Annotated in this window: 13 protein-coding genes; 7 read left to right on the top strand and 6 right to left on the bottom strand. The window is 56.8% G+C overall.

From position 1 onward, the window contains the following. Positions 1 to 91: 91 nt before the first annotated feature. The 3 genes from VFU50_00585 to VFU50_00595 all read left to right on the top strand — a co-directional run bounded on the left by VFU50_00585 (position 92) and on the right by VFU50_00595 (position 4,270). Positions 92 to 1,081: a hypothetical protein gene (locus VFU50_00585; protein ID HEU5231324.1), complete on the top strand. Its 990-nt coding sequence runs from the start codon at positions 92 to 94 to the stop codon at positions 1,079 to 1,081. Beyond that, positions 1,081 to 2,142 carry an LLM class flavin-dependent oxidoreductase gene (locus VFU50_00590; protein ID HEU5231325.1) on the top strand — a complete coding sequence of 354 codons (1,062 nt, stop codon included), beginning with the start codon at positions 1,081 to 1,083 and terminating at the stop codon, positions 2,140 to 2,142. Before VFU50_00585 ends, VFU50_00590 begins: the two co-directional genes overlap by 1 nt. Positions 2,143 to 2,431: 289 nt before the next feature. Further along, positions 2,432 to 4,270, top strand: coding sequence for a TonB-dependent receptor (locus tag VFU50_00595; protein HEU5231326.1), 1,839 nt, complete (start codon positions 2,432 to 2,434; stop codon positions 4,268 to 4,270). Between the two features lie 552 nt (positions 4,271 to 4,822). Here VFU50_00595 and tnpA read toward each other — a convergent pair. After that, complete coding sequence (gene tnpA, locus VFU50_00600; GenBank protein HEU5231327.1) at positions 4,823 to 5,257, bottom strand: IS200/IS605 family transposase; 435 nt, start codon at positions 5,255 to 5,257, stop codon at positions 4,823 to 4,825. Positions 5,258 to 5,457: 200 nt separating this feature from the next. Further along, entirely contained in the window at positions 5,458 to 6,000 is a 543-nt protein-coding gene (locus VFU50_00605; protein ID HEU5231328.1) for a YsnF/AvaK domain-containing protein, read from the bottom strand. Positions 6,001 to 6,217: 217 nt separating this feature from the next. On the opposite strand from VFU50_00605, the gene VFU50_00610 reads away from it, so the two are divergent. Together VFU50_00610 and ispG are read left to right on the top strand one after the other, a co-directional pair. Beyond that, positions 6,218 to 7,078: a YsnF/AvaK domain-containing protein gene (locus VFU50_00610; protein ID HEU5231329.1), complete on the top strand. Its 861-nt coding sequence runs from the start codon at positions 6,218 to 6,220 to the stop codon at positions 7,076 to 7,078. 503 nt (positions 7,079 to 7,581) lie between these two features. Continuing rightward, entirely contained in the window at positions 7,582 to 8,853 is a 1,272-nt protein-coding gene (ispG, locus tag VFU50_00615) for a flavodoxin-dependent (E)-4-hydroxy-3-methylbut-2-enyl-diphosphate synthase (protein HEU5231330.1), read from the top strand. Between the two features lie 601 nt (positions 8,854 to 9,454). Here the strand turns inward: ispG and VFU50_00620 are convergent. Together VFU50_00620 and VFU50_00625 are read right to left on the bottom strand one after the other, a co-directional pair. Continuing rightward, complete coding sequence (locus VFU50_00620) at positions 9,455 to 10,057, bottom strand: hypothetical protein (protein HEU5231331.1); 603 nt, start codon at positions 10,055 to 10,057, stop codon at positions 9,455 to 9,457. 111 nt (positions 10,058 to 10,168) lie between these two features. Further along, positions 10,169 to 10,549, bottom strand: coding sequence for a hypothetical protein (locus VFU50_00625; protein ID HEU5231332.1), 381 nt, complete (start codon positions 10,547 to 10,549; stop codon positions 10,169 to 10,171). Between the two features lie 161 nt (positions 10,550 to 10,710). On the opposite strand from VFU50_00625, the gene VFU50_00630 reads away from it, so the two are divergent. Together VFU50_00630 and VFU50_00635 are read left to right on the top strand one after the other, a co-directional pair. Continuing rightward, positions 10,711 to 11,454 (top strand): response regulator transcription factor, encoded by a 744-nt coding sequence (locus VFU50_00630; GenBank protein ID HEU5231333.1) that lies wholly within the window; start codon positions 10,711 to 10,713, stop codon positions 11,452 to 11,454. Position 11,455: 1 nt separating this feature from the next. Beyond that, entirely contained in the window at positions 11,456 to 12,805 is a 1,350-nt protein-coding gene (locus VFU50_00635) for an ATP-binding protein (protein HEU5231334.1), read from the top strand. 3 nt (positions 12,806 to 12,808) lie between these two features. On the opposite strand, the gene VFU50_00640 is transcribed toward VFU50_00635, so the two are convergent. Beyond that, positions 12,809 to 13,396 carry a hypothetical protein gene (locus tag VFU50_00640; GenBank protein HEU5231335.1) on the bottom strand — a complete coding sequence of 196 codons (588 nt, stop codon included), beginning with the start codon at positions 13,394 to 13,396 and terminating at the stop codon, positions 12,809 to 12,811. A gap of 181 nt (positions 13,397 to 13,577) precedes the next feature. Beyond that, on the bottom strand, positions 13,578 to 13,919 hold a 342-nt coding region (locus VFU50_00645), incomplete at its 5' end, for a hypothetical protein (GenBank protein ID HEU5231336.1).

Consider the following 13,919-nt stretch of genomic DNA (forward strand, 5'->3'; position numbering starts at 1 on the left):
CGTCCCATCCGGTAAGGATGAGATGCACGGGTTTGTATGATCTGCCCGCCTGAAGCCTTGCTCGGTTGCACGATTAGCATTTGAGGATGGAATGACCGCTTTAAAACGCCCAATCGCCATTTACTACGAACATCCACACTGGTTTGATCGGCTATTCGCCGAATTGGACCGCCGAGGGACGCCGTACGAGCGCGTCGACGCGACGCACCACCATTTCGACATCCAGCCGAATGGCAATCGCCGCTACTCGCTGGTTTTCAACCGCATGAGCCCGTCGGCGTACACGCGCGGACACGGACACGGAATCCACTATACGGTCAGCTACCTCGAACATTTGGAGCGGCTGGGCACCCGCGTCATCAACGGCTCTCGCGGATTTCGCTATGAGATTTCCAAGGCTTCGCAACTCTCGTTGCTGCACTCGCTCGCGCTGCCCTTCCCGCGTGCCCGAGTCATTAATCATGCAGAAGAGGCTCCGGCGGCAGCCGAGGGATTTCGCTTTCCTGTAATCCTTAAGCCGAACGTGGGAGGCAGCGGTAAGGGAATCGTTCGCTTTGACGTTCCCGAGGCTCTGGCACAGGCCGCGCGAAACGGGCAGCTCTCCCTTGGTCTCGACAGCACGGCTCTTATCCAGGAATTCATTCCCGCGCGCGACGGTCATATAACCCGCGTGGAAGTAGTCGGCGGTAAGTATCTGTACGCGATTAACGTGTACATCACCGGCGAAACTTTCGATCTCTGCCCAGCGGACATCTGCAAGACCACTACGGGCGTGGAACTAAATCTCGCCACGTGCGCAGTGGAAGCGCCCAAAGCCGGACTGCGTGTCGAAGGCTACACACCGCCGCAGCAGGTGATCGAAGACGTGGAGCGCATCATGCAGGCCGCCGGAATTGACGTTGGCGGCATCGAGTACGTGATCGACGATCGCGATGGCCAGCGCTACTACTACGACGTGAACGCGCTTTCAAACTTCGTTTCCGACGGCCCGCGCGTGATCGGCTTCGATCCGTTTGTGAAGCTCGTGGATTATCTGGAACACGAGGCGCAGGAGTCGCTCAAGAAGGAGGCAGCAGCGTAATGCGATACGGATATTGGCTTCCAGTTTTCGGCGGATGGCTGCGCAACGTGGAGAACGAAGGCATGCAGCCCACATGGGACTACGTGAGCCGCCTCGCGCGGCGCAGTGAGCAGATCGGCTACGGCCTCACGCTGATCGCCGAACTCAATCTCAATGACATCAAGGGTGTCGATGCTCCGGCGCTCGATGCCTGGTCCACGGCTGCAGCGTTGGCCGCAGTAACGAAGGAACTGGAGCTGATGGTCGCAGTCCGCCCGACGTTCCATCTTCCAGCATTGCTGGCCAAGCAGGCCGCGAACATCGACCACATCAGCAACGGGCGCGTTTCACTGAACGTTGTTTCGTCCTGGTGGGCCGAGGAGGCTCGCAAATTCGGCGTGCACTTTGAGCAGCACGACGATCGCTATGCCCGTACATCAGAATGGCTAGACATCGTTGACTCCGCCTGGAAGCAGGATCATTTTTCCTATTCCGGGAAATACTATTCCGTTCAGGACACCGTGGTGCAGCCGAAACCTGTGGCCAAGCCTCGTCCCACGATCTATGCCGGAGGAGAGTCGGAAGCGGCGAAGAACCTGATCGCCTCGAAGTGCGATGCCTACGTAATGCATGGCGATCCGCCGGACCGCATTCGGGAGAAAGTGAGAGATCTCGCGCAGCGCCGCGAGAAGTTCGGACTCGGCCCGATGAAGTACGGAGTGGCGGGCTATGCCATCGTTCGCGACAGCGAAGCCGAAGCCCAGCGCGAGCTGGCTCGCATCACCGACGTAAAGCAGAGCGCCGCCGGCTACGGCAACTACCAGCAGTGGCTGGCCAATACGCAACTCGAACAACGGGTCTCGCTCGAAGACTATTCGGTCTCAAATCGAGGCTTGCGTTCAGGTCTGGTAGGGACTCCGGAGCAGGTACGCGAACGCGTTGCGGAATTCGAGGACGCTGGAGTCGATCTCCTGCTCCTGCAGTTCAGCCCGCAGTACGAAGAGATGGAACGCTTTGCGGCTCAGGTGATTGGAAACGAAGCGGCGCGTGTGCAGATGCCGGCTGCGACCGGGGCGGCGTAGAACGCGATCTCTTTGTTGAGGTTGTGAAGTCGTTGAGGTCTGAAGTCCACACAGCACGCCGAATTTTTCAGATACTGTCATCCCTGCGAGCGCCGCGATGCTGCAGCGACTTGAAAAAGTTTGTTTTGCGCTCGCGGGGATCTGTTGTTCTTTGCCAGGCAAAAGCAGATCCCCCTCAGCGCGGTTGAGGTAGTTGAAGACCTACGCTCCATCGCGGCGCTGAGAGGGATGACAGTGTTCTTGGAGTACATGTCCGAGTAATCCCGATCACCTACGAAAGTCCACCAGCGTGAAAGCAAGAAGAACGTTGTTTGCTCTCATACTCTGTGCAGGCGCAAGCTTTGCACAGCAAGACACTGACCCAGCAGCAAAGCCACAGGCGCAGCAGGAAACAGTCATCGTAACCGGCACGTACGAGCCTGCGCCGCTGCAGGCATCGGATCGCACTGTTGACGTAATCGACACAGGCGAATCCCCGCTGCTTTTCCGCAACTGGGCCGATGCGCTCCGACTGGATCCTTCCATTGATCTGCAGCAGCGTGCGCCGGGAACACAGGCGGATCTCTCCATTCGCGGCAGTTCGTTTGGCCAAACACTTGTACTTGTGGACGGCATTCGTGTGAACGATGCCCAATCCGGACACCACAACCTGGATCTTCCAATTCCATTTGAATCGGTGGAAAGAATCGAAGTGCTGCACGGCAGCGGTTCGACGCTGTACGGAGCCGACGCGGTTGGAGGCGCCGTGAATTTCATCACGGCTCCGCCAATCCGGAGTGAGGTGCGCGTCGGCGCAGCGGCAGGGAACTACGGCAGCAATTCCCAGAATGGATCGGCAGCGCTGCTCGGCAGCAACTGGTCGGAGCAGCTTGCGTTCACGCGAGATTTCTCTTCCGGCTTCATGCCCGATCGCGACTACCGCAACTTCGCTGCCTCTTCGGAAACGCGATTCAAATCGGCCTTAGGGAATGGCGATCTTCTGCTCGGACTGAGCGATCGACCATTCGGGGCCAATCAGTTCTACGGCAACTTCAACTCGTGGGAGCGCACGAAAGGATGGTTTCTTGCGGCTTCACAGCAGATCGCATCTTCTACGCAGCTTGTGTTTGCGTATCGCCGGCACACGGATGAGTTCATCCTGCTGCGCGATCATCCCGAAGTGTACGAGAACAATCACATCACCCAGAGCTGGCAGGGAGCGATTCGCGCCCACTACAAAATCAGCGAGAACAATCGCCTGTATTACGGCACCGAGGTTTTCGAAGATGCGATCGACAGCAACAACCTCGGCAATCATTCGCGCACTCGCGGCGCAGGTTACGTGGACTTCGATGCACGTGCGTTGCGCCGCTGGTCGGTTTCCGGCGGTGTGCGCGAAGAATTCTTCAGCGGATCGCTCACGCAGTTCACTCCTGAGCTGACCAGCGGCTTTGCTATCAGTTCCAATTTGAGACTGAAGGGCTCGATCAGCCGCGCCTTCCGTTTACCGTCCTACACGGACCTGTACTATCACGATCCAGCGAACGTTGGAAATCCGAGCCTGCGTCCCGAAACCGCGGTGGGAATCGAAGGCGGAGTGGAATGGACCTCCGGCTCGCGCTGGGCAGGCAGCGCAACGGCATTTCAGCGCCGCGAGCACGATGTAATCGATTACGTGCGTCCCAATTCGGCATCCATTTGGCAGGCAGTCAACATTGAGGACATCACGTTCACAGGTTTCGAAGGAGTGATTCGTGCGCGACTGGCCAACTCGCAGTCTCTGGCGCTGGCGTACACCGGGTTGTACGGAGCTCAGCAGAGCCTCGGCGGACTGCAGTCTCAGTATGTCTTCAACTATCCGGTAAACCAGGTGACCGCCAATTGGCTGGGATCATTGCCGCACGCGATCGCTTTTCGTCTGCGTGCGGGTATGACGCAGCGCTACCACACCGATCCGTATCCTCTCGTCGAGGTGGCGCTCACCCGTGACTTTCATTGGGCGCAGCCGTACGCGCAGATCAGCAACGTGACGAACACCGGATATGAAGAGATCCAAGGAGTTCCCATGCCGGGGCGCTCCTATCTGATTGGTCTTCAATTGCGGTTGGCTCATGCCCCGCCATCTCAGAGACCGGCGATTAGAAATTAGCGGGCGCGAAGTCGCGGAGCCACGACAGAAGTCCCGCCGAATGGCGGGACGCATGAATGTAGCCCACCATGCAGCGAAGTGCAATGGTGGGTTGCGGTGAAAAGAGGCGGTCGAGTCCGGCTTTCAGCCGGACGATTGAGAATTGGTGTTATGCCTCGGCCTGAGATTTACAGATGTGCGAAAACACGGCTTCATGTTTCCGCCGCGGTGCTCGTGGTTTGCTGCTGCCGAGATTTTCAATCGTCCGGCCAGAGGCCGGACTCCACTGCATTCTTTCATCGCAACCCACCATTGCGCTTCGCTGCATGGTGGGCTACATTCGTGCGTCCCGCCGTTGTGCGGGACTCTTTCCGAAATCGATCATTCTCTCTGAACCGAAAGGTTCCTTTCGTTGCATTGTGGACTCGATCGTGTTCAACCCGTGGAGTCCCGCGTTTTGTGCGGGACGACTGAGAGTAGCCCACCATGAGCGAAGCGGAATGGTGGGACAACAATCGTCACGATTTGGAGTGCGGCTTCCAGCCGGACGATTGACAATTCCCACCCAACTAGTCACCGCGCCGGAAGCACGATGCCGTGTTTTTCCAGCAACAGCCTCCATTCAGTTGCGAAATCCATCTTCCGATGATGCCGCTCTTGATTGGCGATGTAGTGTTTGACCGAATCCAAGAGCGACAAGCTGACGGTAAACGCCGCATAGCCCTCCTGCCATTTGAAATCCGCGCGCAAGAGATCGCTCATCCAGCCGCTCGATCCTGCTTTGACGATCTTGATAGCCGTAGCAACCGGCATCGCTGGTTTCAGCGACAGCAACAGATGCGCGTGTTCTGCCATGCCGCCAACGGCAAGCGCACGAAAGCCATTTTCGCGGGCAATGCCGCCCATGTAGCTCCACAAGCGCGGCTTTACATCATCGGGGATTAGAGGTTTGCGAAATTTGGTTGAAAAAACGACGTGGAAATAGAGGCAGCTAAATGTGTGGGCCATTTGAGATGTGCAAAAACGAGCGGCATTGTACCAATTCTCAATCGTCCGGCTGGAAGCCGGACTCCGTCGATTCCTTGCACCTCAACCCACCATTCCGCTTCGCTGCATGGTGGGCTACCTTCATGCGTCCCGCCGTTCGGCGGGACTTCGTGGGTTTCCGATAGTTCCGGATTGACGCAATCCATATTTACTTCGTCGCTTCACGCTGCTTCTTTGTTGATGGGCGCGTCGCCCTCTCGTCGAACGCTTACTTCTTCGTGATTCACCGGCACGGAAATGACTTTCTTCTCGTCAATACGACGCCGTGAGACTTTCACCTGCTCATGGAGCACTGTCTGTTTGCTGACGATCACTCGTTCTTCGCTCACCGGAATTCTGATGGCCTGCTTACCTCGGAGAACCTCGAGCGTTCTTCCGTCTTTCGATCGGCGTTCGACCACGAGTTCCTCGCGCGTGACTGGAACAGCGATCATCTGAGTTTCCGTAATCACTTCTTTTCTGATCAGGAGATCGCCTTGTTCTACTCGCTCCTTGTCCACGCGAATGCTCTCGCCGAAGAGATCGAGGACGTGCTGCTGATCGGTCTCGCTTACAACTGTTGAACCAGGAACGGTGCGAATGTACTCGCGATCGTGCTCGGGATGTGAGAAGCGCGAGGAGATTGCCTCGAACCAGTGTCTCAGCGTCGAGAGAATTGCCTCAAAGCTGTGCAGGATGCTTGCGCGAAGTTCGTCGCCACTCATAGCGACTCCTTGGTATGAGGTGTGAGCTTGCGTGCGTAGCAAGTGAGATGCAACGAACACGAGAGACGCGGTCTCTCTCTCAATTGCGGTTGTGCTCACGAAAGGCAGTGAAACCGGACATAGCCTCCGCCGCGCGCCGCATCACATCGACTATTCCTGAAAAAGCTCAAACTCTGGCCGTCAACACCCAAACTACATGCAAAGGAGTTCTTTCCGTATGGCTCGTGAAGTAAACCCATCGAACCAGCAATCCAACATCATCCCCGGCAGTACGGCCGCCGGCTTGTTTCGCAGCGAACCTCAGGCAGAGCGTGCCATCGATGCTCTGACCGCCGCGGGATTTTCCAAGAAGGACATCGGAGTCGCCATTGCCTCCGACGGCAAAGCTGACACCCGCAGTGGAGTCACGCAGAAAATCCGTTCTCTGTTTTCGTCAGACGAGCGCCAGGAGTACGACAGCGGAAACGATCTCGACGTGCTCGAGCACATGGGATTGCGAGACGCAGACGCAAACTTCTATCGCAATTCGCTGTACCGCGGCGGCATTCTCGTTACCGTAAATGCCGGAGCTCGCTCGCGAGAGGCGGATTCCATCCTTCATAACCTCGGGGCTGAAGATATCTCGAAAGGCGCGGCCACACAGGCCAGCGACGGCGCTGTTCGCGGCGATCAAGGCACTCAGCACATTCAACTGCTTGGCGAAATGCTGCGTGTGTATAAGGACCGCGTCCATCGTGGCTCGGTGACTCTGAAGAAAAACGTAGTCACCGAACATCAGCAGGTCGAGGTGCCCGTCACGCGAGAAGAAGTGGTCATCGAGCGCCATCCGGTAAATGCCCAGCAAGCCAGAACGGGAAGCTTCGAGCCTGGCAAAGAAGTTACGGTCAATCTCGAAGAAGACCGCGTGCGCCTCGAGAAACAGCCTGTGGTGCGCGAGGAAGTCAACGTCGGCAAGCGTCAGATACAGCAGACTCAGCGCGTTGGCGGAGATGTGAAGCACGAAGAGCTGAAGATCGACCGTCAAGGTGATGTGAACGTAGATCGTGAGAGCGAACAGCCGCGCCGCAAAGTAGGATAGGTCGCATCAGCAGCGTCGTCAGTCCCGCCCAACGCGGGACGCACGAAGGTAGCCCACCACGGAGCGAAGCGGAGTGGTGGGTTGCGATGCAGGAAGCCATGGAGTCCGGCCTCTGGCCGGACGATTGAAAATTCCGAATCTCAACAAAACACGATCACCATGCCGGAAGGGCGATGCCGTGTTTGCTACAGCTTGAAATTCTGAGGCGGTATGAATAGCACCGGAGTCTCAATCGTCCGGCTGAAAGCCGGACTCCAAATCGGGATGATTGTTATCCCACCATTGCGCTGCGCTGCATGGTGGGCTACTCTCGATCGTCCCGCACAAAACGCGGGACTGCTCAGGATTAGATTTAGTACGCATTCTTAAGAACTGCATGAAAAACGCAGCGCGAGTTATGGCGCTGGCATTAGATTTACCGGTTTACGCGACTTCATTTGTCTTGGCGCGTGACCCTCTTCACCAATCGGAGATCTGTCCAGGTTTGCTAAACTTAAGTTTCCATGTCACAGATTCAGCGCAGGAAGACTCCGGCGGTCCTGATCGGCAACGTGCGCGTGGGCGGGGATGCCCCTGTTGTCGTGCAGTCGATGACCAACACCGATACGGCTGATGTTCAGGGCACGATTAAGCAGGTTGCTGCTTTGGCTCGCGCCGGTTCCGAATTGGTCCGCGTGACCGTGAACAACGACGCTGCGGCGCAAGCTGTGCCGCACATCGTCGAGGGGCTCGATCGCATCGGGGTTCACGTACCCGTGATCGGCGACTTCCACTACAACGGGCATCTTCTCCTCAAGAAATATCCTGCCTGCGCGCGCAGTTTGGCGAAGTACCGCATCAATCCCGGCAACGTCAGCATCGGCAAAAAAGATGACGAGAACTTTCGCACGATGGTCGAAGTTGCCGTCGAGAACCAAAAGCCAGTGCGCATCGGAGTGAACTGGGGATCGCTCGATCAGCAACTGCTGACGCGCATGATGGACGAAAACTCACGGAGTCCTGATCCGCTTGATGCGCGCGACGTAACCATGGAAGCGATGGTCGTCAGCGCGTTGAATTCCGCAGCCATGGCTGAGAAATACGGGCTGCGTGCCGATCAGATCATCATCAGCGCAAAAGTTAGTGGCGTACAGGACCTGCATGACGTGTATCGCGGTGTGGCGTCGCGCTGCTCCTATGCTCTGCATCTCGGATTGACCGAAGCCGGAATGGGAATGAAGGGTATCGTTGCAAGCTCTGCCGCACTGGCTCCCCTCTTGATGCAAGGCATCGGCGACACCATCCGTGTCTCGCTCACCCCGGCTCCCGGCGGAGATCGCACGGAAGAAGTGCTCGTCGCCCAGCAGATTTTGCAGTCACTCGGGATTCGCAGTTTTGCTCCGCAGGTGACGGCATGTCCAGGATGCGGACGTACTACCTCGACGTTCTTCCAGGAAATGGCGGAGCAGATCCAAAGCTATCTGCGCGCGAGCATGCCGGCATGGAAGCAGAAGTACCCCGGCGTCGAAGAGATGAAACTTGCAGTGATGGGCTGCGTTGTGAACGGACCCGGTGAATCAAAGCATGCCAACATTGGCATTTCATTGCCAGGAACGTTCGAAGAACCCAAAGCGCCGGTTTTTGTCGATGGAAGATTGATGACTACGCTGCGCGGCGATCACATCGTGAAGGAGTTCATCCATATTCTGGATGAATACGTTGAGACTCGCTACGGCGCCGCTTCTACATCCGCTTCATCCGCCGAGAGCAAGGCCGAGTTCGCGACCAAGGCCTAGTCTCGCGGAGACGCCCTGCCTTCGCCTGACATTCCGTCACCAGATAGAGGGCGTCGATAACTGGCGGCCGTTTAGCCGCCTCCGGTCCCGTCAGAAGCGCAACTGAGACCGGTTTATGAAAACGGTAGTAAGTCTACTGCTGAAGCCCAACTACTACCTTGTTGCCACGTTACAAACCTACCGCACCGCCAGTGTTCCGTATGCCACACCGACCCATACCAGGAAGAGCGCGCAATTGATCCCAATCCGGAACAGCGTGTTGTCGATCAAAGAGTTGTACTTTGCGTCGAACATTTCCGTATCTCCTCTCGCATCTATAGACGGCCTGGGGCCGCTGTCGTTAGTGAATACGCGAAAAAATGTTGTGAGGTTCCATTCCGGGAGGAGAAAGATTTGTTCGATTTTTGTGCTAACGCCTGGGAAGCTTCGTCGTCCGCGGCGCGGCAGGAACAGAATCGCCGGCGGTAGCCGGTGGAGAAACCGCGGTTTGCGGCGGCGTTTCTCCAGACTGAATGCCGGATGGTGAGTCCGGAGCTGGCCATCCGGCCATCTCCGGCCCACCGCCTACCGGCGGCGGTTCTGTTCTTTGTTGTACGCAGATCTACTTCCCGAACGTGTACCCGAGAGCCAAGCTATAACGAACCACATTGGGAGATGTGAACTCGACGTTGTTTTTAACGTAGTAGTAGTGGATCTCGGGAGCGATGTAGACAGAGTGAGTCGCGTACAAGCGTAGCGCTCCGCCGAGATGAGTAAGAAAGTGATTGCTGCTGACAAAGTTTTGACACTGTCCTGTCGTCGGATTGATGCTCACGCAGCTGTCCTGGTAAAAGCGCGTGCTCTGGCCGCCAATTCCTGCCTCGAGCGCGAAACCTACTCGTGTCACCTTGCGCGCGTAGACGGCATTTATGTCCCAGAAAATCGGACGATAGTCCAAAATGCCCTGATACAGGCTCTTTGACGCTCTCCAGGAGACGTTTCCGCCGACGCCAAGATTATGGACGAGTGTGAAATCGGCGCCAAAGCTCGGATACACGCCGCCGCTGAGGGATTGAGGCGCATGGCTGAAATCGGTGATATCGAAATTCGAAGCCGATTGTGAATGTATGCCGCTGATTCCAAACTGGGCATCGAATTGTTGCGCGTGGGCGGAAACGGCGAGGGCAAAGCATGAGCACAGGAACAGCAATGCAAGTTTTCTCACATAACCTCCGAACTCGAATCAGAATAGCGCGATTCAGCGCCGTCGCGGCGCACACGGCCATTTACCACTGAGACACATTCTTGGCGAAAAATGTTGCGCGCTGGCGCGAGATTACCTGACGCGGCGGCTGCGGTCGAGGCGATCGGGATGAAGTTCGATGACTTTGGGACGCGTGCTGGATGCGTCTTGTGTCACTTCGAACCGGTATCCACCCAAAACAACAAGGTCCGGTTTCGAGGGAAGGCTTGCAGGTGGCCCAATTCGGGAACGTTTTGGCTCCCCGGATGCGGGCATTACTTTCACAGCGAGGTAAATCATCAGGAGGAAGCCGGCGATGACCCAACATAGCTGCAGCCAGAAGAGGGCATTAGCGAGTCGTTCCAAAATGCCAGGATGCAACCGGCACCTCCGCGCAGGGTTGGAATAAAAACGAGCGGAGATGATCAGGCATTCATCTCCGCTCACGTCGCCGAGGACGACCAGGAGAGACACTACGAAGCGTTAGAGCTCATCCTCGGCATTGCCCAGCCGGAGTCGGCATGTGGATGCCGCTTCCGTGCTGTCTATAAGACGCCTTTTCCGCGGGAATGAAGCTTAAAACGTGCCACTTCGATGTAAAGAAAGGTAAACTCTTCCGGCTGCCAAAAAGAAACATGACACAATTCTCACAGGCCAACATGCTGGAAAAAATTCTCATCATCGATGATGACGCCGAGCTCTGTGAAATGCTGTCGGAGTATCTCCGCAAAGAAGCATTCGAAGTGGAGAGCGTTCAACACGGCACACGCGGTCTGGAACGAGCGCGCACCGGCAACTACGATTTGATCGTGCTCGACGTCATGCTTCCCGGCATGAACGGCTTCGATTTGCTGCGCGAATTGCGGACGACATCTGAAGTTCCCGTCCTGCTATTGACTGCGCGCGGAGACGAGCTTGATCGGATTGTCGGACTCGAGATAGGTGCGGACGATTATCTGCCGAAGCCCTTCAACGCTCGTGAGCTCTTGGCGCGCATCCGCGCCGTTGGACGTCGCAACGCCCGCACGACGAATTCACCCAAGCATCCGGTCAACGTCGGCGATGTCGAACTGGATCCTGGAACGCGCACCATCACGCTGAATGGCAAAGTTCTTGAGGTAACGACGGTTGAATTTAACTTACTCGAAATGCTGCTGAGGTCTGCCGGCAATGTAGTGAGCCGCGATGATATTGCCTCGACCGTTTTGGGACGCGAGTTGAGCCCATTCGATCGCAGCATTGACGTACACATCAGCAAGCTACGCAAGAAGCTGGGGAATTTGCCCAATGGCCGCGAGCGCATCAAGACTATTCGCAATACCGGGTATATGTATGTTTCCATGGCCAGAGTTCCGGTAAAGGAGAAGCAGCTCCGGTAATATGCGCAGCCTGTTTTTCAAGATCTTCGCCTCGTTCTGGCTTTGCACGGTACTGATCTTCGGAGTTTTCATTGCCACCACACAGCGGCCAACTGAAGACCAGCTTCGCGCCGCGATCCACCGCGGCCTCAGCCCTGCAATCCTTTCTAATGCTGAGCTTTTGATTCACGCCTATGAGAGCGGCGGATGTCCCGCGCTCCTCGCAGGTCAACGCTCGGTCGAGCCCGGACGCATGCCTCTCGATCTGCTCAATGCAAACGGTGACGTGCTCTGCGATTCTCGCCACCGCAAAATGAATCTTGCGCCCTTTCCACAGCCGGGCGCCGTAGATTTCAGGACCATCGACAAACAACGCTTCGGCATCACCGGCTTGCTGGAAGGCAAATTGGCAAGCTATTTCGCGGTTTTTGAATTACGGCGCATCGAGCCGCCGCTCGGGCGTGGTCCCATTTTGAAACGACTCAGCCTCGCCATCATCATTTCCGGTCTGATTTGCGCTCTGCTGGCCCGCTACCTGACGCGGCCGATTACGCGTTTGCGAGCTGCGGCGCAACGGATCGCCGCAGGTGACCTCAAAGCCCGCGCGGGCAAAGGTTCGCGTCAGCTCGACGAAGTTGGGCAGCTTGTTAAAGACTTCGACTACATGGCGGAACGGCTCGAACTGCTCATCGGAGCGCAGCAGCGGCTGATCAGCGATGTCTCGCACGAATTGCGTTCGCCGCTAACACGTCTCAAGCTGGCTCTCGATCTCGCGCGTGGTGAAACGCACAACGATCTATCGCCCACTTTGGATCGCATCGAACGCGAGGCCGAGCGCCTGAGTGGTCTCGTGGGAATGCTACTCACATTATCGCGTCTTGAGGCTGGCGAATCGATGCCGCAGACGAGCATGGTCCAGCTTCCGGACTTGTTGGCCGAGATCGCGGCCGATGTCGAGATCGAAGCACAATCGCGAGGCTGCTCGATTGCGCTCGAGCGCATGCAGGAATGCTCTGTCGAGGGCAATCAGGAGCTATTGCGCAGTGCGTTCGAAAACGTGGTGCGGAATGCGATTCGCTACACCGAGCCGGGGACGTCGGTAAGGATCAGTACGAAATGCGAGGGCAACGAAGTGAAGATTGTCGTGCAGGACCACGGTCCTGGAGTTCCTGAGTCAGAACTCGATAATCTGTTCAAACCTTTCTATCGCGTCGACACTTCGCGCGAGCGGAGGACAGGCGGCGTCGGTCTAGGCCTCGCCATTGCAGAGCGTTCGATCAAACTCCACAATGGCAAGATCCGAGCCGGCAACCTGAAAGGAGGAGGATTTCAAATTGAAATCTCCCTCCCGCTCGCGGTCGTGACCGTTTAAGCCTTATCCAACTCTGCGGATACGCTCGTCCCGCTTCTGCTGATCGCGTGCGTGAGTGTCGGTTGCTCGAAGCGCAGGATCCGTTCTATCGATATTGCCGCGAGCGCGCGTGCGGCTCACGAGAATTCCGATAAGGAACAGTCCAACAATGATTCCAAGCGCGATCCAGAACCACTGCGTTGTGCCTGCGGTTCCCGGATTGGTAATCGTATTCGAGCGGCCCTTGGCAGTATTGTTGCCCGTATCATCCTTGGCCATGCCATTGTTGTCGCTGTTGTCACCAGGATTGCCGACTGCTGGGCTGGCGTTCTGATTTGGGTTTACACCCTGTGCGTTGGCATTGCCCTCTTTGGTCGCCGCGTTCGCGGGATTGGAATTCCCAGGCAGTGCCTGGTTTGGCGTTGATGCCGTGCGGCCCGCAGCTCCGCGTTGTGCTGACGGGGATGTGCCGTTGCTGTTCGGGGTCGCGTTTACGGTGTTGCTATTGGGTTGAGTTCCGCTCGCGGGCGCCTGGTCGGTTGCAGTCGCCTGTCCAAATGCCATCGCAGCGCTCACAAGACAAGCTGCGAGTAGCGTAAGAATTCGTTGCATAAACCTCTCCTCCGGGATATCAGGATGCGCAGATACTGCTAAGTAAGAAAGGTGGAGCGCATCGCCCGTTGCCACACGGATTCAGCAGCTGACGATTGAGGAGAGCTGCACTCGGGGTCCAGCCACAAATAGACGTACTAGTCCCGAAGCACTTCTTGGATGAGTTTTGTTGGTCAGAGCCTCAGAAACTTCGGTACATGTCGTAAATACCGTATCCTGCCAGCACCACCAGCAGCGCGATGGACAATGCGCCGCAGGCGCGCACAATCGGCTGCAGCTTGTGCATTCTCCTCTGTAGTTCGAGCTGCTCTTGAGCGAGCTGCGTCTCGCCTTCGCTTAAGAAGAGCTGATCGTCTTCATGCATGCTGAGCGTGCTGCGGTAAATGAGAAGAACCACCAAAACCAGGGTGATTCCGCCCCACAGGATGAGCAACATGATCATCGGCGATAGTCCAGACATATTCACCTCGACCGGGTTCGATCTGGTTCGCGAATTCGTTGCCCGGAGCGTTCTGGCCGGGTC

It is taken from the genome of Terriglobales bacterium, from assembly GCA_035764005.1.
Classification (GTDB): domain Bacteria; phylum Acidobacteriota; class Terriglobia; order Terriglobales; family Acidobacteriaceae; genus Gp1-AA112.